This window comes from Pseudochrobactrum saccharolyticum (assembly GCF_008801715.1).
Taxonomy (GTDB): Bacteria; Pseudomonadota; Alphaproteobacteria; order Rhizobiales; family Rhizobiaceae; genus Pseudochrobactrum; species Pseudochrobactrum saccharolyticum.
The window spans coordinates 1-22,059 of sequence record NZ_VZPG01000003.1 but is presented as its reverse complement, the minus strand read 5'-3'; the positions used below and the strand labels follow the sequence as shown (position 1 = coordinate 22,059).

Genomic DNA, 22,059 nt, shown 5'->3' with positions numbered 1-22,059 from the left:
TAGCCGTCATCTGGAAATTTCGTTCGGGCGTAGCTGGAAGAAGTGTTCGGTTTCTCATATACATGCTTCAATTCTCTTCCTGTTTCATATTGTTTGTTTTGAGGTAATTTGGCGCTGCCCCCTTGCGGGACAGGGGTTTCGGGGCCCCACTGGCCCCCCGGAGATGTGAAATTTCACACCATTCTATCTAACCTATTGAATTTGTTAGAAATCGTCGTTGTCGTAGTCCTTTTGGACAGCACTCTCGGGGCGCTCTAGCCTTTCCAACTGAAGGAAGCTGTAGCGCTGCCTAATCTGGCTTCTGAGTTCCATATCCGTGAGCGAATAAAATGCCGATTTCACCTCTCCTGCGTGGATCATAATTTCCCTAGCCCGTGCTTTTTCTCGCTGGGCTTTCCCAAATGGCTGCTCTGGTTCGTCATTTGTGGCATCGGGTTCACTCATGAGTTTGTACACGCTGGGGAAGTCCTGCTGCATCCAATCAGGCAATCGACGGTGACTGACGATCCCTTGGAGTTCCTTCGCCATTTGTCTTGCCGACTTAACTTTTGCCTTGCCTATCTTCCCTGTTCGGTGTTCACCCGCCTTCACATACGCTCTGAACACCCTTCGCTTGTCCTTGCGTGTCAGGCTCAGGCCGTGGGTACGGTTGCCCTGAGCGGCAAGCCATTGGTATCTGTTAGGGTCCGCTTCAATAATGACATTGGCGTCTGTGTAATCGATCCCGAGTTCCTGCATGGCCCTGAACCTGTGCCAGCCGTCGATCAAGATGAAGCCCCTGCTGTCGTCTGTAGGGTCAACAGGAACGACCGTGATGGGAGGGAACTGAGTTTCCTGACGCATGGCCTCCCGATAATTCTTAACGACCTCGGGATTAATGCTCTTCTCTCTGATCTGGGTCGATGGATTGAGGACCACGCTGTCTAGCCGTATGGCAAGCAGCCGCGTTCCCTGAGGTTCTCTCATGGTTATTCCTTTGTTGTCTGAGGATGTTGTTTAAGTTGGTGTTGAGGTGTCTGACTGGCGTATCGCGTTTTGTCCTACGGACACCGATTAAGGGCCATACGTCCCAACATTGCGGGGGCAAAACGGCGTTAATGGTCGCAGCTTGGTTCGGTGACTGCTGCTGCTGTTGCCCCGATTGTCGAAATGTTGCCACTACGTGGTGAGCTATGTCTGTACTGCCACTGTGCAGGCTATTCGACTGAAGCTCCGACTGAGGGGCCCGTCGCCTTCGAATGGAAACGAACACGAGTATACTGCTATTAGGGTGGGTATTCGGACGAGGTGCTGCCACTGCGTAACCTATTATGGTTACTTTTGGTAACTGAGGACTTTTGGGCATATCCTGCTCCTGATCACCCTATTCGCCGTTGTGCTGTCTGAACTGGTCAAACGGCTGAGAATGGACAGGAGAACATTCCGAGTGGGACAGCTGGACGGTGCTGTTACTAGGCAGGCTATTCGAGCGGGTTACTCCTTCTGCGGCCCATTAGCTGGCAAACGTCAGTAGTCTTTCTTGATCAGAGCTTCGCCTCAATCTCCAGACATCCTCGAAAAGCCCCTCAACCGCCCCTTTCGCGTGTCTTTCCGGCTTCCTTAAGGATGTTAAATACGCTTGAGCGGCCTGCCCCGGTTTGTGCCATGATCTCAGCTACGGTCTTACCTTCATCCTTCAGCCGGATAATTTCGTCAGCTTGACGCTGTGCTGTAGGTACGCGTCCCTTGTATTTGCCTTCTGCTTTAGCGGCTGCAATGCCTTCACGCTGGCGTTCCAGCATAAGTTCACGCTCGAACTCCGCTATGGAACCCAATAGGTTCAGCATAAGCTTACCCGTGGGTGTCGCTGTATCGAGGTTCATGGCAAGAATTCGGAGCGCCACGCCCTTGCTGTTCAGCTTAGACGTAATATCCACCAAGTCGGCAACAGAACGCGCCAGACGGTCCAGCTTAGTGACAATGAACGTGTCACCTTCTCGCAAATGATCAAGGGCGCGTTGAAGTTCAGGCCGCTTAGCATCCTTGGCTGAGGTCTGTTCACTGAATATGCGGTCGCATCCTGCCGCGTGTAGGTCGCGTTCCTGAGCCGCCAGCCCTGCCTTCTGGTCTGTGGTCGAGGTACGTGCGTATCCTACAAGCTGGCCCCTGTAGGAAGCCGTAGTGGTGTGTGTCGAGTTCATCCGAGAGTTCCCTTAAGTCCAAATAGCGTTATAGACTTATCGGACAGGCAATCCATAAAGTCAATACCTATTCTAATTGGACTTTCGGGACGACATTTGGAGCAGTCCAGCACGATCAAGCCCTGTTGGACTATTAAGGCGACAGACGCGCTGCCTCACTTCTCGCACTGTATCCGCTGTCGGTCGTGACACTGCCACTGTAGGCCCTATTGATTGGTATGGTACTGCCACTGGGCAACCTATCCACCCCGCCCCTGCCGTGGACACCTCAGGTTAGCCGTTCTGTCTTGTCTGGCTCTGACCTATCGTACACCATAGGAAACGCGCATGTGCGCACATCAGACCGCTCAATGGCCTACGATTAGGGTGATCGAGGGGGTACACGGGGGGACCGCGCTAATCATCTATCTCAGATTGGCCGCTCAGATTTTTGTAATGAACATTTGCGCGGTGGCATTCCTAATCGGGATAGAAACAGCCGATAGTGGTTCACGACACCGTGACCTCAGGAGTTTGAACTTGGTTCCTTAATCAATGTGTCAACCGCTTCAATTGCAGAGATTACGGTCAACGTACCGCTTATTGCCGCTAGCCGTGTAGTAGTAACAACCGCCGCGAGGTCCACGCTGGTATCCATTATTCGATCGTTTCGGTGCACTCGGTCTTACTAAGCTGCTTGCTGGTGCCTTTGTAGTGGTCCTGCTTGGCTGGGCGTTTCTTGCTATAGAAGCAGGTCGCTGATCTGATAGTAAACGCTCGACTATCCAGCCAACCTCGGTCGAATGGGATACATTTACCCATCCATCTTGCCGTTCAAGAACTGTTACTGACGTACCAATATCTATAGTCTTGACAATCTTGGATGCTGTTCCCGGCATGGTACGGATATTTGCGCGTGATTTTGCAAACATAACCTCTGTGACTTTTGGTGACTGATCACCACGAGCACTTATGGCGTCTGGCGTTGATGCATTAGCGGGTGCCTGAATTAGTCCGAGCGGTTTCTCGGGTTTGGCAGCGCTATGTGCAACAGTTGCGTTGCTATCGGCGGAATTATCGGTAGAAGTATTAAACTGAGAGGCGCAGAAGGAAACGCCGAATAGTAGAAAAGCGATAGTAAGAATACCCTGAAAAATAGACGGCTTTGGCTTCGGTGGAGGCGGTGTGCCATCTGGAATGATCGCGAGTTTTTTCATATCACTCGCTGCACGTCTTTTCTTCGGCGTTGTCGTTTCAGAATACGAAAGACCTGAGCCGGGGATGCCGACAGTCGTTGTTCGCTTTCCCGTAGAGCTAATTGTATGCCCGAGACCTCGGGGGCCAATTCGAACACTCGTACTCTTCTTATTGAGATTAATCCGTATCCCCGGCGCGATCTTTATCGAACGTCTAACCCGCCAAATCATATCATCCCCCGCAATTGCCCTAATAAAGCTAAGCGGAAATTTGAGGCTGTGTCCATAAAGAAGAAAGTCGCTTTGGTGATGACGGTACGCCTGAACAACATTTGAACGCGTCCAGCACATTTAGGATGATCGAAGGTGTCCACAGGGGGACTGCCCTAATCATCTATCTCAGATTGGCCGTTCAGATTTTATAATAAGTATTTTGGGAGCAAGAGGCTTCGTCGTAGCAGCCGACTTAACAGACGCCTTAATTGGCACCTGAGCCAAGTGGCCGATTTAAGCTAGGAGGAAATACCGCAGGATACCTTCTTCTATCGTTTACTCCATTGCGCTTGCTCCAATAGACCTAACCGATTGCCTAACATGCAGGCTATTCACGTGTTTCTTTGGTCACCCCCTTGATTAAGAAATACGACACGTCAAAGATACCTTGTGTGACAGGGGTGTTGTATGAAGATTTTTCTAGGTTATCCAAACGAACATTATAATACGGCTAAAGAGGTAGCCGTTTACCTAGCAACATTAGGGCACGAGGTCTGGTTTGATAAAGAAGCTCTGGTAGGCGGAGACGACTGGGATGGGGAACGAAAGTCGGCTCAAGCAAGCGCCGACCTAATAATACATTTATGTTCGCGGGAGATATTAGAGCGTAAAGGTGTCGTTCTGCGTGAAATCAAATATACTCTTTTGTTGAACGAGGACCAACCATTCGGTCGTTTGTTTGCAATATTCTTGAAACTTGATGCATCTTCACTCCCTGCGGAACTGCTAAAATTTCACTATATTGAATATGAAAAGGGGAACTGGCGGGACGAATTAAGAAAATCTATTGATAAGGCATCTCTTCAGAGGGGTCATATAAAAGATATTGGAAAAGGTGTAATAATTATGAATAATGAGATAGTATCTTTCAGCGCGGAAATAATTGAAAAAACTGATAGAGCCTCCTATGAGGGTAAATATATACAATATAGCGGCTCCTCTGCAATATGGAAGCTAATAAACTCCACTATTGAGAGTGATGCTCTGGGAGCCTACTTTTCGAATAGAAAGTTTATGGAAGAAGATGACATAAACGAGAACCCTGAGTTACGATCTTTTTGGGAGTACAGCGCGAACGAGTTCTTTCGGAAAGATGAATTTGTTTCGTTGATTGTTGTAGCTAGTTTTCATTTCCAAGGTGCGGCTCACCCTAACCATTACGTGAAGACCTTCAACTTTTCAGAAAACTTGGGTGAGATCACCATACAAGACGTCCTCCGTGGAAATGATGAAACCGCCAGAAAACTTTTCAGTCTCTGTGAGAAAAAAATTACAGAAGAAAATGAAGAGATTGACACTGATGCTTTCTTGCTCAGCTTTCCCGAGCACATTAAAAATGACATCGAAAGCGTATGGGCTTTGTTAGCTCAGTTTAGTTTTAACGAAGCAGGCATTACGATAAATTTTAGTCCTTATGATATTTTACCCTACGCTTTCGGCTTTCAAGAAGCACGTATAAGTTGGGAAGAGTTAAATCAACTATCGTCAGGTGATTTCCTTCCAGTTCTTATCGGAAACAACTGAGCGCATCTTTGCAAAACCTAGGGAGATTGCTCATCTCCCTATTTTATCTTTTAAACCGTCGCAAATGCTTCACTTGTATCTTTGGATTGCTTCCTTCTTATAGCCGATACGGGGACAGTGAGCGTGTCCTAAGAATGTTCTCTAATAGGGGGACGCGGTGAAAGTACCAGTTTGCCTGATTTGGTCTTCTTTAGCTGCGCTTGGCTCTCACTTATCGGCTTCGGCTTCATAACCTTCAGCGTGGGCCGATACTCTGTTTCCTTCACGTTGAAGCGAGGAACCTTCTCGATCTCCCGACAAACTACACTCGGGGGCCAATCGCCATAAGCTTCTCGCGCATCAGTCGTTGATCGGCTACCGAGCATGTAGTCACGCGCTTCTTTATTTAAATCGGCAGGCCGCGTGACAGTCGTAAAGGTGTGTCGCCAAGCGTGATTAGGCCTCCCTCCCGGGGCCGTCTCGCCTAGCGTGGCTGTCACCCAATCGCCCACGCGGGAAGCGCTCTCCTTGGCCCGGTGCTTTCCCGATATCTTCTGCAGGTCCGTTCCAGACGGGTAGGCTCGATAGAAGGCAGGGCCGTCCCCCACAGCCTTGAACATGTCCAGAATGCCCATTTCGATCAGATGCGGGTGAATGCCTGTCGTCCATGCCTTTCCGCTCTTTGTGCTGCCATCCTCCGGAGTGATAACAAAGATCGGGTGGCCGTCCTCGTCCCGGACATTCTTGCCCTGAAGCTGTGTAATCTCACTCACGCGTAGGCCGGTGTAGGCGCAAATCCACGGCACCCAAAAGACAGCCCTTTGGTAATGCGGGTCAAGTTCCTTACTGGCCCCCCCAAATGTGGCCTGTAGGATCGTCTTAGCCTGTTCGAGTGAATACCCCTTGGACCCATTCGGCGCGGCTTGCTGTCGCTTATCCCGAATGCCATCAGCAACATTCTGGGTTAGACTGAACTCTGCAACGCCGTGGGCGAGCACTGCTTTAATGGCAGTGAGCCGCTTGTCGTTAATGGTCTTGAGGGAAAGCCCCTGAGCAATTAACGCGTCTCTCCACTCCCGAACATTGGCTTTGGTTATCCGCTCAGCGTCACTATGGCCGATGAACTTCACGAATTTGTCAATCTCGCTGCGGTAATCGCGGTGGGTCTTGGCCTTGCCCTTGTTTTTAAATTTGTGGTCGAGGAGGTTGTATAGGTCTAGCTTCGCACCGCTCCGTTCCTCAGTCTTTCTCGGCGCAGTCTGTGGCTTTTCTATAGGCACATATTCCGGGTAACGCTGGCGTATCGCATCAGGCGAATAATCGCCGTCCGCACGTTTCAGTATGGTGCCTGTCGATTGTTGTAAGGCTTCAGCAACGGCTACCAGAAGCTTATCACGGCTTTCTTGGTAAACTTGCTCTCCGGTATCAATCAGCAGCTTATCCACAAAGCCGCCGAAACGCGGTTCCAGAATGTCACGCTGGGTCACAGTCAGGGGGTAAGTCGGGCGTTTCCCTAGCTTCGCTTTCTTAAGTACAGTCGCGTTTATACGCTGCGACCGCTCCCAGAGTTCAGGGACCTCCGCATCGTCTTCGAATGTGTCAGCAAAGAATTTGTAGACTAGCCCTGCGCGTTCCGCGACTTCCTTCTGGGTCAGGCTGAGCGGCCCGTTCCGCATTGCCTCCCAGAACTTCGACAGCGCCGCGTCGGCGTCACGGTGACGCGCTTTGGCTTCTGTCGGGTCTTTCGTCTCAAGAGAAGCCTTAACGCCATCGCCCACTGTGAAGCTTTTGAGTGTTCCGCTTATTGGAAGGGCGACAATCCTGCCCCTCGCCTTATCCTTCAAATCAGCGGGGACCCGTTGTCTGAGATAATAGACGCCGGTCTTAGGATGCTTGTAAGGAGAAGGCATAGGCAAACCCATGTGTACCACCTCTGTGTACCAAGAGGCCGTCCAAAAGGTGTTGTCTTTCAAGAAGATAAGCACATTCAACGAGATAGAATGGTGCTGCGAGAGAGGATTGAACTCTCGACCTCTCCATTACCAAGAGACGCAGCCGACAGTCATTTTTCCTTTTGTTTTCCGAACCTTCGCCGTGACGGTTTGGGTGTGCTTGTCAAAATCGTGCCAGTTGGTGAATTTTCATCATTTAACAAAGCTGCAACACGTTTGCCGCCTTCATGACTGTGCACATAGGTTTCCATGAATAGCTTGGCTGACTTCCAGCCGCCTGCTTCCATAGCATCCTTTACGCGTGCTCCGGCCGCCATAACATTCGTTCCGAAAGAGTGCCTACCTGCGGAATGTGTGCTGCGTGGTTCAATACCGGCACGTTCGCAAACTGCTCTCATTCGCCGGTTAACTGCCTTCGGGTCTGTATATGAGAATACACGATCATTCGCCCCCGCACCAAGGCTTGAAATACGTACCGCCAGTTCTTCGGTGAGGTGTCGTGTTTCCCATTCATCTGTTTTGGTTTTCTCCAAAATGACCATGCGGTTTTCAAGGTCTACGTATTTGCCTTTAAGCCGTATTGCCTCGGAAACGCGGGTGCCGGTGTGGTTCATGAAAAGAACAAGGGCAGACAGATGATGCAGGTTACTTTTGTCTGCTTCTGTCAGGAATGCATCGAGCCACATGCGATCAACCGGTTTGTGCTTGAGTGATTTTTGCACTTCAAATTGCTTGACCTTGATGTGGCCACACCAGCCAAGATCGTGAGCGTGGTTGATGACAGCCCGGGCAGGGGCAACAGCTTGCCGGTTGCGCGTACGGGGTGCGCCAGTCGGATAAATCGATATTGCCATCTGACGAATTTCCGCTGGCTTAATTGAGCCAACAGCGCGGCCTTTAAAGAACTTGAGCACCTTCGGGAGAAAACGGCCTTCGCCACCCTGTTCAAGGTAGCTTAGTGCTGCTTCCTCGAACGTCCTTACTGCTTCTTCGCCGTAAGTGTGGCGTTTCCAGAGCTTCGCTTCATATTGGGCTTTAAGCTCCTCTGCGGTTGCTTTGTCGCGAGTGCCAAGGCTTTTTCGAATGCGCTTTCCTGCGACGGTGCCGGTAACGTGCCAAATTCCGTTTTTATGTTCGAGTTTGAGTCCTGACACGTTAAAGCATCCCGTAATAGTGCAATATGTTCGGGGTAAAACACCTTCTTTGCCCCGCGTCTCTCATAGTGGCTATGTTTTTTAATCGCATCGACAAGATATCTGCGTGACACGCCAAGCAATGTCGCCGCTCCGGCCATATCCACAGGCGTGAGGTTTGCAGTCCAGCTTGGTAGCTCTGTCAATTCTTCCCTCCTTCCGGTGCGAGTGGCGAGGCGTAGAGCGGGGTTATTTCGTAGCCGTCTGCATTTAAAATATCTCTTCTCGAAGGAGAGGGTGTGGTAATCGCTCTATCCGACCTTCTATCATCATGTACGCATAACCACATCACCGGCTCCTGCGCCTTGATCTGCGCGAGCTCGGCTTCTGCGGTTTTGTATCCGTCATTGCATCCGACTACATAAAGGCGATCGGACTTCATTCGCTCAATCTCCGCCGCCTGTTCCGCAATGATCTTGGCGGCTTCGGAGTGAAGGACGTATTCGCCGGTCTCATCCTTTCTCATATAAGCGTCTTCTCCATGCAACCCGTGGAAATCCAGATCATATCGCTGTAACCCCGCCAGCGGATCGGCGGAAGGCGTGGCGCGGGTGTTTAGTTCGACCTGACAGCGTTCAAGCAACTCGCGAGCTAACCCGCCGATACCATGCGGAACAAGACATCCATTAGCGTCGAGTGCTAAAAGGCTATCAATTTGGGAGATCAATTCACTTGTCATGCTGCTGTCCTTTCAGGGCGCGTTGATTGGCTTCCTCAACGAGTTGCTCCATCAACTTTGTGTCAGGGCAATCGATAGGATTGCTGCGCTGCCGTATTTGCTCACGGATTAATTTACTGGCTTCAACGGTCATGCTCACTCCCCACCTCCTTGCGCCAAGGCTGTGCGGCCTGCTTCATCAACTGCCGGTCTGACAAATTGCCGTTTCGTTGCGCTTTGGAGATAGCGGTTCATACGCCGGTCATTGCGAATGGTTGCCTGCTGTTCAAGGCGATCATTCCGCATTTTTAGGAACATAATTTCTTGCTTCATCAGTCCAATGTCGCGGCGCGTCTCGCCGGAGTTGCGGATCAATGAAACAATGAAGTCCCACGTCGGCTCGACTTTATCCCGCATCGGGGCTTTCTTACGTACGTGAAAAAAACGTCCATCCCATTCTTGAAGGCCAGCCCATTCTGGTATCTCTGATTTGTCGACAAGCCCGTTCGGTGTCACGTACCAAAAACGGTCAGTAAATGACAAAGCGTGCTGTTGCTTTTCCTCGCTGTCACGCTTGAAATCTGCACGACTGACCTTGATTTCATAGGCGCTTGAACGAAAGTGTTTTGACCGATGTGGTTCAAGCGTCCAGAAATCAATGCGGCGCTCTCCACCATTAAAAGCCAGCTCAGAAGCCCATATTTTATCGTCAGAGTAGGCAATCAGAGCGTTCAATATATCTTGCGCTGTCAGCTTCATTTGCCTGCCTCCGAGTTCGGGGCGGCGGGGATTAGCTTACCCAACCAGAACAAAGGTTCACTTAGGCCATATTCTCCCCATGCTGCGTCGCCTTCGCGGATACGAAAGCCGACAATACGCGCTGAACTGTCGTGTGGATCAGGAATACAAACACGTTCTTGTGGTAATTGCTCGCCCTGTGCTGGCTCTGCAGGGGAAAGGGCGCGGATGGCTGCTTCGGCTTGCTCGATATACATATGCCATTGTGGAAGCGGTTCATTGTTGGAACCGCAGATATCGCACAGGGATGCATAATCATCTGGGTCTTGCCCATATGAAAGGCAAATTTCCCGTGCAACTTTTTCCCGCACCGCCGCCACGTCAACGGGCTTGGCTAAGGCTTCGATTTCACATGCCATTTTATCAAGTCTGTCCCAAACATCATTATTCAGGATGCTCTGATCTGGATCGTGGCCATTGATAATCTGCTCAAGATCAGTGCTTGTTTGATTAATAATGTGGTTGCGCGATGTGTTTTCGTGTCTCTCCTCTTTCGTAGGTGCCGAAACAGCACAAGGCGCAGAGAGGTGAGGAAGGGCGGCGGCTAAAGCTTTCCGCATGTCCTGATAAGTCTCACAATTATTATCAGTGCTTTCGAATGATTTAATTGCAGCGCGAACAGCCTCAGCCGGTATATGCGCTGTGGTGTGTGTGCCTGTCATAGCGCACCTCCACGGGCTGCAAGCATGGCATCGGCAAGTTCATATGCAGCTTTTGATGCAGCGGCGTAAGCATCTTCGTAACGGACGTTTCTCCGGACACTTTGGGCGTATAGTTCACTGAGCAATACAGGGAGCGCCTTCGCAGCGAAGTAATCGCGCAGGGTCATACCCTCATGGACATAGTTCGTGTTTTCTGTGCCAATAATTGGAAACGCTGCACCACCGGTGTTGATCTGATCTGTCATTACATGCGCTCCTGTGGCTGGATTGGCTCATAAAGTGAGCGGCGGTGCTGAACTATCTTGGTGAGTGGAGGCTTTGGATGCTTCTTGCCGGAAAGCTTTGATGACGGGCGCTTTGCGCCGATATGCTTCCCGCGAACGCTTGCAACTTTTGCTTTCTCTGCTACGTCCTGCCTTGTCTTTTTAATGTGGCAGTGAGAGTGGGCAGGGGCTAAGTTGCTTTCACGGTTTTCACCACCGTTAATCAGTGCAATTCGGTGATCTGCATCCCACGTTTCAAAAGGGACTTTGATCGGCATATTGCAGCAGTGGCAGATGCCCTCTGCTCGGTCAAAAACCCTTTCGCGCACACGTGGCGGGATTTTCGTGTCGTCAGTCTTGCCGATCCATTCTTTGACTGTACGAGCCATCAGCGCCCCCAATCCAGAGAGCCATTGCGATATGGAATGCCGCGTTCAATGGCGACGATTACAGCTGTGGTTCTGAGCAGCTCCCGCTCAAGGTGGCTGTATCGTTTCTTGTCTTTCTTGGCCTTGGCGATAGTGGCCTTGAGAGTTTCAGCTGTGGCGCGAAGCTCTGGCAATGGATCGTCCTGAAAGCCAAGAAGCTTGCGCAGTTTTGAAATGAGGAACTGAATAATCATGCTGCCTCCATAAGGTAGCCTTGGCGGCGTGTGTCGGTGAGGGGGATATGGTGATCGGCGCACCATGCCAGCGCATATTCGAGCAAAGAGGCGGCGCGTTTAACTGACATGCGGGCGGTGCTTTCGCGGATGTTTACGAATTCACCTTCAAGCCCCGGCACAAATTCGACTTCACCTTGCGTTGCTTTTGTGTGACCGGAAACGAGCAGAACTTTCCATTCTTCCGGCTTTCGCGGTTTGCCAGCCCATTCAAAACCAGACTTCGCAATGTCAGAACAAATTGAATGAAAGAAATCATTCTGCCCTCCGCTTCTGGTAGGTGGTGCGAATGTCGCTGTGTGACCGTCAGGCAGAGCCATGAGCGCTCTGATTGCATTCTGGCGAACCTGCGGATTTACGATGGTGTAACGCTGTTTTTCCATGAAGCACCTCAGTACGGAATGGCGTCATCAGGGTGGAAGCCACCTGACTGATCGTCATAGCTTGATCGCTGGGTACCGCCGCTTTGCTGCGATGCATTGCGATCCTGCGGCACAAATGCGCTTATCAGGATGTTTTCGCGATTATCTTTGTCCGGTACGCCGGCAGGATTGAAGGTCTTGTCGAGCATAATGAAATAGCTGACTTCGCCGTTTTCCTCATTCTTCATGAGGACTCCGACATTCTTCCAGCGTGATTTTTCTTGGCCAGTATTGCGGTCAGTGTATGAGCCGACTTTAACCAGTAGATCGCGAATTTTCTTACTTGCCATTACGCTGCTTCCTTCGATGGTTCTTGTCCGTAGGCGCGGATGCGCTCGACCAGTGCCGCTTTTTCATCGTTGAAGCGGTCAATCTCATCGGACATAATTTTGATGTACGGATCATCGCGGTAAACGCGCGTGGTCAGCATTGGCAGGCGAGGCCAGTAAGACACGAAATCCCACCATTCACGTTCTGATATCCAAAGATTGCCTTGCACTTGTGCTTTATGTTCCGGTGGCAGCCGATCACGCTCAAGCCGGTCAATCTGGATGTGAGGCAGAGCAGTTTTAATTTCTAACCCGCCGTCAATACCAATCAGACTGTCCGGGCTTGCACCTTTATCTCCGTTGCGGATGAAACCGACCTGATAAGGCTCAACACTGTTGATGAAGGCATAAGTCTCGCGCGCTTCATCTTCCATCAGCTTGCCGCGCTCCATGTGCGGGGTAGTGAAGCCTTCTGCGAGTTCACCGGTTATAATCTCACCGGCAAGCTTGCGCATGTATTCAGCGCGAGTTTTGCCTTCGCCTTTTGCCATGACAGTTGAGAAGCGCGATGCCGTTGGGATGCCAGCACGGGCGGCAAACCATTCTGGCGTGCCTTGCTCGATATCGTTAAAAACCTGCATCATTACGCCATCCTCTTCTTACGTTCTTCAAGAAGGCTGACCGCTCTGTCATAGTTTTCAGAAATCATTTCTGGCAGAGAGTTGATTTTGCCGAGGCGGCAAAACGCTTCAATGTCAGAGCCTGTTTCTTCGATGAGCTGCAGGAGGATTTTCACCTGATCTTGTGAGATAGTGCTGTATTGTTTGGCAGGCTGGTTATTGCCGTCTGTGTCGTCACCAGTACTGATGTTGAACAGCATGCAAAGCAGGTACCGGCGGCCATAGGTGGCTGTGCTGCCAAAAGCCTGAGTGCCGGTTTTATTGACCTTGCCTTGTGCGCCTGCGCCATCGACAGGGATTTCACCTACGCCATTGCGTGAGTGGCCTTCTGCATGGGAAATCTCCCAGACAATACGCAGTTCGCCTTTATTATTGTAACCGTCCGGCTGAAATGAAACGGCAAAACCATGCTTATGAATGGTTGGCATTGCCTGTTCTTCGATTGCCGCCAGATCAGCATAGCGCGACTTAGTATGGTCGTTGCCACGATTCTTGATAACGACCGGTAATTCGGACTGGCATTTTGACATAGCGGCAAAATATGCCTTCTTTGCCTGACGCTCTTCATCTTCACGGGCGCGGTCTTCCATGCGCTCCTTCATGTCGAGCATCTTTTCAAGGCGATCCAGGGGGATATTGGGATCCATTGCGATACGCTCAATCATGGAGATCATCGGCGCATCGGCGCGATAAGATTGAGTTTCTGTAGGCGTATGAATTTCAAGTGCGGCGCTCATGAAAATGCTCCGATATAAGTGAGGAAAACAGCTACAAAGATTGACATTGAGGCGAAGGCGCAGAGGTCTTGGATAAAGCCGGTCATACGGCCTCCTTCGGCGCAACCATGTATGCTGGTGGCCTTGGTAATTCTGTTGTTTGCGGTCTCCACAGATGCAGGCAGTTTTCGTGAAAATTTACATGATCGGATGGTGGGACATGGAATTGGCAAGCGGTTTCATCGTCTTTAAAAAATAGGCGCTTTACATGTTCCATCTCAGCCCAATTTGGGCATCGGTTTCGCCGAGATACTGAAACGTGATCCCATCCTTCACCATTACTGGCGATTACGATCATGGTGGCGCCGTCAATAGGAGATTTCACATTGAAAATGCCGTTTCCTTCGTCGCCAGAGCATCCATAGATACGTTTTTCATCTGAGTGATTGCGATTAGCTGTAAGCAAGAAAAGGTTACGCATCATGCAGCCCTCCGAGCATCGGAGAGTAGAAATATGAGGTTTGGATTTATTTCTACCGGAGCAATTTCCTTCAGGAGTTGAAGCGCCTCGCGACAACTGCAGCCTGCAATGAGTTCGGCTAGGATATACCAATCCCGCCCACCAAAATCTGCATGTCCGGCTTTGCGGCTTTCTAACTCTTCAATCAGGGCTTCCGTCGAAACATCATCAAGATGATCCTCGATATCAATATCCACATCGACTGAAATGTAAGCCATCACGCAGCCCTCAATGTCGGTACGGGGAGTTTCTCTAAGCTGTAACCAAGCTCGAGCGCGATCTTTCGCAGTTCCTCCATTGCGTTTTCGCCGGATACTTGCGCCATGGTCGCATTGCCTGAATGCTCATAGGCGTGAGCCATGGCGGCTTCCTGAGTGAGTGCAGCGGCGAGTAAAGAAATACGGTAGTGATTGATCATCATGCAGCCCTCGGAAAACGGACTTCTTGATCTTCAATGAGACGCGTGAGCAGGTCGTCGTCGCACTCTGCTTTGTCCGCGATCATGTGAACGAGAAACTGCGATGCGCTTTCGCCTTTGGACAGGTTTGCACCGTCAACATAGACCGCGTTCACTTCAAGAACCGGCTCGCCGTTATCCCAGATCAGGGATACATCGACTTCACATTCAAAATCCTGAAACAGTGTAATGCCGAGAGCTTTATCGCTCAGATCAGTGCAAAACGGGTATCGCATGTTTCTCTCCATCGTTTAGCGGATCGGCGGGTGCTTCTTCGCGCTGTTGATGGTTTAAATATACACGCTTCTGCGTGCATTGCAATACTGTAAACGCAATAGCGTGTATTTTAATTGGGCTAAACCCCAGTCATGCTAGAATCAGGGCAGCAAAAAGCCCGCACGAGGCGGGCTGGGTGAGGCGGTAAATCAGCTGCTGGCGGCAACCCATTCTCTTAGGATTTCCAGAGATACCTTTCCAACTCCCGTAATCTCTTTATCTGGAAGGGATAGGAAGTGCTTTGGCTGCGGCTCCCATCTTTTGGGAATTACTGAAGTGTATCCGTTTGCTGACCACAGCGCGTTACGAAGCCGCGTATACATTGACTGATTAGGGCATAAGCTTTTAAGAGAGGGATGATGTTCCATGTAATGGGGTAACTTCACAATTCAAAAGAATTATCCCTGAGCTCTGCCGAGATTTTGCTTTTGTGGTTGATGTAATCCTTGCGGTTACGCACTCAATCTAACCACCTCACAGTGTCCCCCTCTGAGTGCAAAGAGATGAGAGTGCGTAACCTAATTAAAGTTTAGTATGATGATACCTGAGAGTCGAGAAATAATCACAAGCTCGTGATGCGGCCATATGGCGGCTATCGGATCTGCTTTTGAAGGTATCCGTAGAGTGAACGCAGCGCTCCAGAATATCGTCTCAAAAAAAGCCCCAGCAAAAGCTGAGGCTAGAGGGTGATACTCTTGGATAGAGTAAGGCAGTGAAATGGTAGTATATCAGATTGTGCTAGTCTAGCTAATGTTCCATTCTCGGCGCAAAAGAAAAGCGCCGGAGTGACCGACGCTTTATTAAGACTTAATTGAAAATTTGTTACCCGCAACGAGCTAGCATGGTTGTGTGCTCTGAATATAAGGTAGACGATTGCTTAAGCTGCTGCTCGGTAGGGCGAGATATAACGCCGCGAACAACAGGGTTCGCCATCCAGTTTTTCATGCGCTCGCCATGGCGTTCAGCTGCATTTTTGATCAATTCAATCTGTGTGTCGCGATCTACTGGTGCGGTACTCATAATGCACTCCCTGTGGTATCCAAATCCATTTCACGTATCTTCATGAACCAGGTTTGGTGTCCATTCCACGGATCCCCACGACCCGTGCGATAACCATGCTGCCCGAAAATTTGGGCAATTCGATGATATTTAAGAATTGCTTTTTCCGGCAGATAGGCCTCTCGTGTATGCATCTGTACTATAGAAGGGCGTGCTCGGTCAATTAAATCGTGAGTACACGTGCAGATAATTGCTAGTACCGTATTTCTCGCATGTTTATCGAGAAAACGGGTTTCCAGACCATCAGTGTAATCAATGAATGTATTGTCTGGCTCCACTTTTACAATGTTAAAAGCCAATTCAAAGCCATGTAGATCGCCATAGCCTGGTATAGGGGCTAAACATGTGATTGCGCTGTAGACACCATTTGTCTCATCGCAATGTCCTATGCCGCAACGCCTTATATGCTCTCCGTTGCCTTCTAATATATCGATTGAGAAATCTTCATTATCATTAATATCTAGAATAAATGCCAAGTCACTGCCCCATAGTGATTGCTGGATCATATTGTCTTATATGGTTTAGAAGTAACATGATCAATAAACTATAGGCCGTAATATTATTGCTTTACGTTATAATGCAGGTAATTCTGTCGACCCAAAGACACTCTTATCCACAGACCAAAACCCCGCATTTGTGCGCCTTCCCGCATCGCCCACCACATCTAGTGCATCCATAACCATCCGTTAAAAATCTGTTCGCTTGCGTTAAATCGTTCTTGATATGTTCACTGCATCTGGTCAAGATAAAGCTGAATCAGTCGCGGGGAGTTTGCGTTATGGCTGAACTGTTTGTGGTGCAGAGTTTTAATCAGGCTAAAGGCTGTTACTCGCTTTATGTTCCTGATAGTGCACTTGAGTGATGCAATTTAAATCGATTTTTAACTAATAAATTACCATTATTGCATCTAAAAATTTTAGTATAGTTATTAGGACTTTCATCTAAGCTGTTGATTATCAATTTATATTATAATCCGAAATGCATAAGGTGTTTCTTGGTGTCTTGTGTTGTATTTTTGCTATATTGAATAGATGTATTTTGACGTATTCTGAATTCACTTCAACAAACGGGGTGAATTATGAAACGTATATTATTAGCTTCTACCGTTCTTTTTGCTGCAAGCTCAGCCTATGCTGCTGATGCAGTTGTGTACTCGGAGCCGGCGCCAGTTGTCGCTGACACCTTTTCATGGACTGGCGGATACATTGGTCTGAACGCCGGTTATGCTGGAGGAAAATTTAAGCACCCATTCGCTGCGCAATATTACGACGCAGGTGATTGGTTTGATATCGCAACGGGCTCAGCAAAAATCACATCGAGCGGTTTTATTGGTGGTGTACAAGCCGGTTATAACTGGCAGTTTGACCAGACAGTTGTTGGTCTCGAAACAGACTTTCAGGCTTCTGGCCTGAAGGGTGAAGTTTCTGGCAGCCTTACCGATGGCTCTGACGTTATTGGAGCTGAACTGGGCACCAAAGTTAAATGGTTCGGTACAACTCGTGTTCGCCTTGGTTATCTGCCAACAGAACGTTTCATGATTTATGCAACTGGTGGTGTGGCTTACGGAAAAGTTGAAACCTACGGATCCGTTAATTTTGATGGTGACGTGGTTGGTTTCTCCAATTCCAAATCGCGTGTAGGATACACCGTTGGTGCTGGCGCTGAATACGCTATCAACGATAACTGGACAGTAAAAAGCGAATACCTCTACACTGATCTAGGCAAAATGAAATTCAGCCTTGGTGATGCGGACGAACGCTTAAACGTTACAACAAAATCGCCATTCCATACTGTTCGTATTGGTGTGAATTATAAGTTCTAATTTGTACCCACTTATGAAGAAAGCCACCCACATCGGGTGGCTTTTTTTATGTCTATCTAAAGTATTGGTGGCAATTATTTAGTACGTAAAACTGAAATTCGTTCTTGCTATGTTCTCATTTTATGAAATGATAAGCGCTTGCGGGAAGCGAGATTCTTGCAAGTGCAGTTAGCGTATTGTGAGAGGTTATCCACGGAGTTGGTGAATGATTAAGTTTGCTCGCATCCAAAAAGGAAAAGAAGCTGATAAGCTGGAATTGCTACGTGTGGCTACGCTTAATGGCGGCCTGCTGGCGGCTATGAGGAAGGTTGATTTTCAAGCTAAGGAATTAGCTGAATCTATGGCTTTGGCTCACGGAGGGGAGTGGCAAGCTCGCGTTGATCATCAGAGGATGACTGTTCTTGTTTGGAAGGCTGACGATTGATGACGGTATCAATCACCGAGAACACAACTTCCACGCCGCGCTGATCCAGACCTTCAATCCTGTGTAGGGTTTCGAGGATTTCTTTATCCCCGCGGATAGGCGATTTATCTTGATCGCCACCCCACAGTACATATCCAAGATTCAGGCCAAGCTCCGCGGCCAGCTTGAGAACTTTATCAATGCTGGGGGATTTATCGGTATTGCGCAGCTCGTTAACTGTGTTCACGCCAAGGCCAACCGCCAAGCTGATGGCTCGGTCGGATCTAGGGTCTTCATCAACAGCCTTTAATAGGCGGGTTTTCCAGTTTTCTACCATGTCTTGTTTTTATCATATGCACGGAAAAGCGTGTGCACGTAGTTGCGTGTATTGCATATGCACGCGATTGCGTGTATATCGTATTTATGAGCAATAAACTTCTCGAAGAAATTGAAGCTTTTCTATCTGAGACCGGAACTGGCGCGTTTCGCTTTGGGATCAAAGCGGCCAAAAACGGACGTCTAATTGAAAGGCTCCGTGCAGGCGGCAGAGTGTGGCCAGAAACAGAAATCGAAGTCCGCGCATATATGCGACTGGAGCGAGATAGGCTGCCTCATCCTAAGAAAAAGGATCGCGCAGCATGAGCCACGCGACCCCATCAATCAGTTTCATATCACCGGTCACTTTCCACGCCGGTGAGGCCGAGACGGCACTTTGCCCCCGCTTGATCGTCTCGGCCATCAATTCCCGTCCTTTGGCGGTGTATCTGCGCATGTCTGTTTTTATTCAGTATGCGCAGAGCAATCTTTCCCACTGGCTCCATGCACTGGTTGCTCCTGTTCGGTCTCAAATCGTCGCTGATTTGAAACGTAACAAAGGAGCCACCCATGAACGTGGGAATTTCATCCAAGAACGTGGATTTTTCAGCCAAGGAGCCGACGATGACTGATGTCGATATGGCCGCTTCTCTGCTGGACGAAATCATTGGTCAGCGCGGAGTACGCGAAACGATCAAGTCCATGTTGGAGCGGGCGTATTCAGATTTGAGTAAGCGCAACGGTGCGTGGACGCGCCGCAGAGTGAGGGCTGTCTTCAACAAAGAAGCTAGCAGGATTGAAAACAGAGAAATCGAAGAAATGAAGGCAATCCTCGATGGGAGAAGAAAACAAGCCGCATATCGCGCCGAAACCGCCCGTCTTGCTTCGTTGGCTGTCATTCAGTCGGCGGCACAAGATTGCGGTCAGCTTTAGAACTTGGGCTGCAGGTGCAGCTGAATGGATTTGTCCGGAGTTGAGAGAATGATGAGATTTGAATTACCATTCCCTCCCACCGTTTGGGACATTTATGTCGGTTGGGGCAAGACCCGCCGCAAGTCGCCTGAATATGCCAAATGGGTGCAAGATTGCGGCTGGTTTATCCGTGGCCGTAATGACCGGATTGATACGCCGTTTTCGCTCTGTGTTGCTCTCAAGCGCCCGCATAGCCGGATGGACTTAGACAATCGTCTCAAGCCCATTCTCGATGTTCTCCAACATTACCAAGTGATCAAGAACGACAATCTCTGTGAACGTATCACCATGACGTGGGATGCGGACATCAAGAGCGATTGCGTCGTCATAGTTCAACGCGCTGAGGAGGCGCTGGCAGCATGAGCAGAACGCCATTCATGCAGCTTTACGTCTCTGACTATCTCGGAGACACCATGCACCTCACGACAGAGCAGCATGGAGCATATTTACTGATCCTGATGACTATGTGGCGCCATAACGGTAGCCTTCCGGCCGACGATGCAAAGCTGGCAAGAATTGCCCGTGTGAATGCAAAGCGATGGCATCTTATTAAGGATGATGTGCTTGCTTTCTTCGATGTTGAAAATGGTCAGATCACGCAAAAACGCTTGAATGAAGAACTCCAAAAAGCGGTTTCGATATCGCAAAAACGGAAGACCTCAGGAAAGCTCGGCGGTTTGGCTAAGTCATTGAAAAGCAATGATCGGGCTCTAGCAAATGCTAAGCAAACGCTAAAGCATAGTCAGAAACCAGATACCATAAAGGTAAAAGAAACACTTAACAGTGTTTCACAAAAACGCGGTTCAAGACTGCCAGATGATTTCAATCCCGATCTGGAATTTGCCATGTCCGAAGGCCTTACAGCTTTTCAGGCAGAGCGAGAGGCTGCGCAGTTCAGAGATTACTGGATCCAGCAAGCCGGACAGAAGGGCGTGAAGCTGGATTGGCCTGCCACATGGCGAACGTGGGTTAGAAACTCGATCAAGCGAATGCCATCGCGAAACACAGCATACCCTCAAAAGCAAAACAAACCACGGACAGTAGGCGAAGCAGCCGTAGAAAGGATCAAGGAAAATGGACTTGGCAACGTACGGCCAGAATTTGCAGAAGCCCTCTTCGGCCGTAACCGCGGACGAAATCAGCATGGTTCTGTCTCGGCTGAAATCCTTACCCTCCCGTACGAGCGACACGGCTGAGATTGATCTCCTGTCTTTCGAGGATGCGCTCGAAGGCGTTTCGGCCACCGTTTTGCTCGAAGCCGTTCGTCAGGTCAATCAGGCGGTACTGGGGCATGCGTTTCATCCGTCCCCGCCAGAACTCCGAATGCTGTGCGATAAAATTCAACGTCAAATCTCAGAGGATAGGGCGCGAAAAGCCGAGGGCGAACGCCAGCGCCGTGAAAGTGAGCAGCGGCGTTTACAGCATGAGAAGACAAAAACACCAGAGGCGCGCGCGCGTGTTGCCACAATGCTTTCTCGTTTCAACCAAGATCACGAGGCCAGACAGGCGGCAGCGCGAAGTGATGGTTTGTCAGAGACTGCAGATCAAGTTCGTGACCGCCTCAAAGGACAGATCGGTGAAACAGCCTTCAACAACATCCCAGACCTTCCGGTCAGAGACACATTCAAGCAGGTAGGGCATGCAAGATGAAAAAAGTAGAAGTGGATTTTGGATGCCGCGGCTCCAGCGTTGAAGACGTGAGTATCTATCGCGGGATGAACCCTAAATTCGTTCAACGAGTATGGAAAAAGCGTCGATCTAAGCAGCGTGAACATAAAACGCAGACGCATAACGGCGCCATCCCTGACGTTTTAATGTCAGCTGAGTTGCTTGTTTCCATGCAGTTCAAGACATTTGAGGAATTGCGGATGATGGCCGCTGATCTGTTCAATGTCCCAAAGGAAACTTTGGATGAGAAAAACAGAACTGTTCGTGTTGTTCGAGCTAAACATGCTGCCATTTGCGCAGCAAAGCTCCATTGGCCAGACATTTCGCTATCTGCCCTTGGGCGAGAGTTTTTCGTAGATCACACAAGTGCGCTCCACGCGCTGCGGAAATACGGAATTTATACCAGCCAATCACAAACGAAATCAGCAGCATAAGGATTAAGCCATGAGTGACGACATTACCGGTGAAAGCGCACAGACAATCGCAGTTGGACAGCTTCGCGCTTTCATCGAGCGCATTGAACGGCTTGAGGAAGAAAAGAAAACTATCAGCGATGATATCAAAGAGGTTTTCGCTGAGCTGAAAGGCTCCGGCTTCGATGGGCCGGCCGTACGCACCATCATCCGCCTTCGCAAGAAGGAAGCGCATGAGCGTCAGGAAGAAGAAGCGATGATACAGCTTTATATGGATGCATTGGGAATGAGTTAACGCTGCAGACGTGTGTAGTCATTCTCTTTCGTATGGCTCTTCGTAAATCCACGGCGCTGAGTTTAGAGGTGCATAACTATGTAACCAATTGAGAGTTTCAGCATATCTTTCAGCCTCGACCTCAATCAATGCACCATACTTGACGCCACCAACAAAAGCCTCCTCACCAGTCAGGCAATCCATAACGATCCAGTCGTCACCTGACAAATGCCACTTCATAAAACGCTGCATACGCACTCGTTTACCCCTCAGATGATGTGGCAACAAGTTTCAATATTAGCAGTAGTTTATAGAGTTACAATAGATATTCAGCGCAGGGAAATACATATGGCGGCACCATCTAAAGAACAGCGCAAAGCAATCTCACGTGGCGAGGTGGGAACCCTCAAGTCCGATATTCGGGTGCATCGTGTTCCGAACCCGTTTTATTCACCGGATCATTCAGGTGAGAGCT

Annotated in this window: 33 protein-coding genes; 9 read left to right on the top strand and 24 right to left on the bottom strand. The window is 49.5% G+C overall.

Annotated features, from left to right (window positions below; all coding sequences use genetic code 11):
• Positions 1-204: 204 nt before the first annotated feature.
• The 3 genes from F7P81_RS10195 to F7P81_RS17265 form a co-directional block, all read right to left on the bottom strand.
• Entirely contained in the window at positions 205-966 is a 762-nt protein-coding gene (locus F7P81_RS10195; protein WP_151159420.1) for a ParB N-terminal domain-containing protein, read from the bottom strand.
• Positions 967-1,565: 599 nt separating this feature from the next.
• Entirely contained in the window at positions 1,566-2,180 is a 615-nt protein-coding gene (locus tag F7P81_RS10190) for a recombinase family protein (protein WP_151159419.1), read from the bottom strand.
• A 548-nt stretch (positions 2,181-2,728) separates the two neighbouring features.
• On the bottom strand, positions 2,729-3,586 hold the full coding sequence (locus F7P81_RS17265; RefSeq protein WP_151159418.1) for a DUF4236 domain-containing protein: 858 nt from the start codon (positions 3,584-3,586) through the stop codon (positions 2,729-2,731).
• A 450-nt stretch (positions 3,587-4,036) separates the two neighbouring features.
• Between F7P81_RS17265 and F7P81_RS10180 the strand changes: the two genes are divergently transcribed.
• Positions 4,037-5,152: a TIR domain-containing protein gene (locus tag F7P81_RS10180; protein WP_151159417.1), complete on the top strand. Its 1,116-nt coding sequence runs from the start codon at positions 4,037-4,039 to the stop codon at positions 5,150-5,152.
• 128 nt (positions 5,153-5,280) lie between these two features.
• Here the strand turns inward: F7P81_RS10180 and F7P81_RS10175 are convergent, their stop codons facing one another.
• The 19 genes from F7P81_RS10175 to F7P81_RS10090 form a co-directional block, all read right to left on the bottom strand.
• On the bottom strand, positions 5,281-7,053 hold the full coding sequence (locus tag F7P81_RS10175; RefSeq protein WP_151159416.1) for a DUF6538 domain-containing protein: 1,773 nt from the start codon (positions 7,051-7,053) through the stop codon (positions 5,281-5,283).
• A gap of 140 nt (positions 7,054-7,193) precedes the next feature.
• Positions 7,194-8,237 (bottom strand): tyrosine-type recombinase/integrase, encoded by a 1,044-nt coding sequence (locus F7P81_RS10170; RefSeq protein WP_151159415.1) that lies wholly within the window; start codon positions 8,235-8,237, stop codon positions 7,194-7,196.
• A 181-nt stretch (positions 8,238-8,418) separates the two neighbouring features.
• The gene (locus tag F7P81_RS10165; RefSeq protein WP_151159414.1) at positions 8,419-8,955 is read right to left on the bottom strand and encodes a hypothetical protein; all 537 of its coding nucleotides are present in this window, start codon (positions 8,953-8,955) and stop codon (positions 8,419-8,421) included.
• Positions 8,945-9,088, bottom strand: coding sequence for a hypothetical protein (locus tag F7P81_RS17065; RefSeq protein ID WP_170265247.1), 144 nt, complete (start codon positions 9,086-9,088; stop codon positions 8,945-8,947). Before F7P81_RS17065 ends, F7P81_RS10165 begins: the two co-directional genes overlap by 11 nt.
• Before the next feature lie 2 nt (positions 9,089-9,090).
• Positions 9,091-9,693: a hypothetical protein gene (locus tag F7P81_RS10160; RefSeq protein WP_151159413.1), complete on the bottom strand. Its 603-nt coding sequence runs from the start codon at positions 9,691-9,693 to the stop codon at positions 9,091-9,093.
• Positions 9,690-10,394, bottom strand: coding sequence for a hypothetical protein (locus F7P81_RS10155; protein ID WP_151159412.1), 705 nt, complete (start codon positions 10,392-10,394; stop codon positions 9,690-9,692). Before F7P81_RS10155 ends, F7P81_RS10160 begins: the two co-directional genes overlap by 4 nt.
• Positions 10,391-10,639 carry a hypothetical protein gene (locus tag F7P81_RS10150; protein ID WP_151159411.1) on the bottom strand — a complete coding sequence of 83 codons (249 nt, stop codon included), beginning with the start codon at positions 10,637-10,639 and terminating at the stop codon, positions 10,391-10,393. The genes F7P81_RS10155 and F7P81_RS10150 overlap by 4 nt, the downstream gene beginning before the upstream one ends.
• Positions 10,639-11,046 (bottom strand): HNH endonuclease, encoded by a 408-nt coding sequence (locus F7P81_RS10145; RefSeq protein ID WP_151159410.1) that lies wholly within the window; start codon positions 11,044-11,046, stop codon positions 10,639-10,641. The genes F7P81_RS10150 and F7P81_RS10145 overlap by 1 nt, the downstream gene beginning before the upstream one ends.
• The gene (locus tag F7P81_RS10140; RefSeq protein ID WP_151157915.1) at positions 11,046-11,279 is read right to left on the bottom strand and encodes a M3 family oligoendopeptidase; all 234 of its coding nucleotides are present in this window, start codon (positions 11,277-11,279) and stop codon (positions 11,046-11,048) included. The genes F7P81_RS10145 and F7P81_RS10140 overlap by 1 nt, the downstream gene beginning before the upstream one ends.
• Complete coding sequence (locus F7P81_RS10135) at positions 11,276-11,701, bottom strand: recombination protein NinB (RefSeq protein WP_151157913.1); 426 nt, start codon at positions 11,699-11,701, stop codon at positions 11,276-11,278. The genes F7P81_RS10140 and F7P81_RS10135 overlap by 4 nt, the downstream gene beginning before the upstream one ends.
• Positions 11,702-11,709: 8 nt before the next feature.
• Positions 11,710-12,030, bottom strand: coding sequence for a hypothetical protein (locus F7P81_RS10130; RefSeq protein WP_151159409.1), 321 nt, complete (start codon positions 12,028-12,030; stop codon positions 11,710-11,712).
• On the bottom strand, positions 12,030-12,653 hold the full coding sequence (locus tag F7P81_RS10125; RefSeq protein ID WP_151159408.1) for a lambda exonuclease family protein: 624 nt from the start codon (positions 12,651-12,653) through the stop codon (positions 12,030-12,032). Before F7P81_RS10125 ends, F7P81_RS10130 begins: the two co-directional genes overlap by 1 nt.
• A complete protein-coding gene (locus tag F7P81_RS10120; RefSeq protein ID WP_151159407.1) occupies positions 12,653-13,426 on the bottom strand; it encodes an ERF family protein in 774 nt (257 codons plus the stop codon). Before F7P81_RS10120 ends, F7P81_RS10125 begins: the two co-directional genes overlap by 1 nt.
• Before the next feature lie 82 nt (positions 13,427-13,508).
• Positions 13,509-13,889: a DUF7694 domain-containing protein gene (locus F7P81_RS10115; protein ID WP_210246214.1), complete on the bottom strand. Its 381-nt coding sequence runs from the start codon at positions 13,887-13,889 to the stop codon at positions 13,509-13,511.
• Positions 13,886-14,143: a hypothetical protein gene (locus F7P81_RS10110; RefSeq protein ID WP_151159406.1), complete on the bottom strand. Its 258-nt coding sequence runs from the start codon at positions 14,141-14,143 to the stop codon at positions 13,886-13,888. The genes F7P81_RS10115 and F7P81_RS10110 overlap by 4 nt, the downstream gene beginning before the upstream one ends.
• Complete coding sequence (locus F7P81_RS10105) at positions 14,143-14,346, bottom strand: hypothetical protein (protein ID WP_151159405.1); 204 nt, start codon at positions 14,344-14,346, stop codon at positions 14,143-14,145. Before F7P81_RS10105 ends, F7P81_RS10110 begins: the two co-directional genes overlap by 1 nt.
• Positions 14,343-14,618 carry a hypothetical protein gene (locus tag F7P81_RS10100; protein ID WP_151159404.1) on the bottom strand — a complete coding sequence of 92 codons (276 nt, stop codon included), beginning with the start codon at positions 14,616-14,618 and terminating at the stop codon, positions 14,343-14,345. Before F7P81_RS10100 ends, F7P81_RS10105 begins: the two co-directional genes overlap by 4 nt.
• Positions 14,619-15,480: 862 nt before the next feature.
• Entirely contained in the window at positions 15,481-15,678 is a 198-nt protein-coding gene (locus tag F7P81_RS10095; RefSeq protein ID WP_151159403.1) for a hypothetical protein, read from the bottom strand.
• On the bottom strand, positions 15,675-16,193 hold the full coding sequence (locus F7P81_RS10090; protein ID WP_151159402.1) for a hypothetical protein: 519 nt from the start codon (positions 16,191-16,193) through the stop codon (positions 15,675-15,677). The genes F7P81_RS10095 and F7P81_RS10090 overlap by 4 nt, the downstream gene beginning before the upstream one ends.
• A gap of 602 nt (positions 16,194-16,795) precedes the next feature.
• Here F7P81_RS10090 and F7P81_RS10085 point away from each other — a divergent pair.
• Entirely contained in the window at positions 16,796-17,539 is a 744-nt protein-coding gene (locus F7P81_RS10085; RefSeq protein WP_151159401.1) for an outer membrane protein, read from the top strand.
• Between the two features lie 338 nt (positions 17,540-17,877).
• On the opposite strand, the gene F7P81_RS10080 is transcribed toward F7P81_RS10085, so the two are convergent.
• Positions 17,878-18,279, bottom strand: coding sequence for a hypothetical protein (locus F7P81_RS10080; RefSeq protein ID WP_151159400.1), 402 nt, complete (start codon positions 18,277-18,279; stop codon positions 17,878-17,880).
• Between the two features lie 301 nt (positions 18,280-18,580).
• Between F7P81_RS10080 and F7P81_RS17060 the strand changes: the two genes are divergently transcribed.
• From F7P81_RS17060 to F7P81_RS10055, 7 genes are read left to right on the top strand one after another with little or no spacing between them, the layout of a single operon-like run.
• Positions 18,581-18,889, top strand: a complete 309-nt coding sequence (locus F7P81_RS17060) for a hypothetical protein (protein WP_170265246.1) — start codon at positions 18,581-18,583, stop codon at positions 18,887-18,889.
• Positions 18,882-19,190: a hypothetical protein gene (locus F7P81_RS10075; protein ID WP_238481584.1), complete on the top strand. Its 309-nt coding sequence runs from the start codon at positions 18,882-18,884 to the stop codon at positions 19,188-19,190. Before F7P81_RS17060 ends, F7P81_RS10075 begins: the two co-directional genes overlap by 8 nt.
• A gap of 48 nt (positions 19,191-19,238) precedes the next feature.
• Positions 19,239-19,592: a RusA family crossover junction endodeoxyribonuclease gene (locus F7P81_RS10070; RefSeq protein WP_151159399.1), complete on the top strand. Its 354-nt coding sequence runs from the start codon at positions 19,239-19,241 to the stop codon at positions 19,590-19,592.
• Positions 19,589-20,425, top strand: a complete 837-nt coding sequence (locus F7P81_RS10065; protein ID WP_151159398.1) for a YdaU family protein — start codon at positions 19,589-19,591, stop codon at positions 20,423-20,425. Before F7P81_RS10070 ends, F7P81_RS10065 begins: the two co-directional genes overlap by 4 nt.
• Positions 20,373-20,879 carry a hypothetical protein gene (locus F7P81_RS17055; protein WP_170265245.1) on the top strand — a complete coding sequence of 169 codons (507 nt, stop codon included), beginning with the start codon at positions 20,373-20,375 and terminating at the stop codon, positions 20,877-20,879. Before F7P81_RS10065 ends, F7P81_RS17055 begins: the two co-directional genes overlap by 53 nt.
• On the top strand, positions 20,876-21,331 hold the full coding sequence (locus tag F7P81_RS10060; protein ID WP_151159397.1) for a helix-turn-helix domain-containing protein: 456 nt from the start codon (positions 20,876-20,878) through the stop codon (positions 21,329-21,331). The genes F7P81_RS17055 and F7P81_RS10060 overlap by 4 nt, the downstream gene beginning before the upstream one ends.
• Positions 21,332-21,341: 10 nt before the next feature.
• Positions 21,342-21,605 carry a DUF2312 domain-containing protein gene (locus tag F7P81_RS10055; protein WP_151159396.1) on the top strand — a complete coding sequence of 88 codons (264 nt, stop codon included), beginning with the start codon at positions 21,342-21,344 and terminating at the stop codon, positions 21,603-21,605.
• An 18-nt stretch (positions 21,606-21,623) separates the two neighbouring features.
• Here the strand turns inward: F7P81_RS10055 and F7P81_RS10050 are convergent, their stop codons facing one another.
• Positions 21,624-21,842: a hypothetical protein gene (locus F7P81_RS10050; protein ID WP_139316432.1), complete on the bottom strand. Its 219-nt coding sequence runs from the start codon at positions 21,840-21,842 to the stop codon at positions 21,624-21,626.
• Between the last annotated feature and the right edge of the window lie 217 nt (positions 21,843-22,059).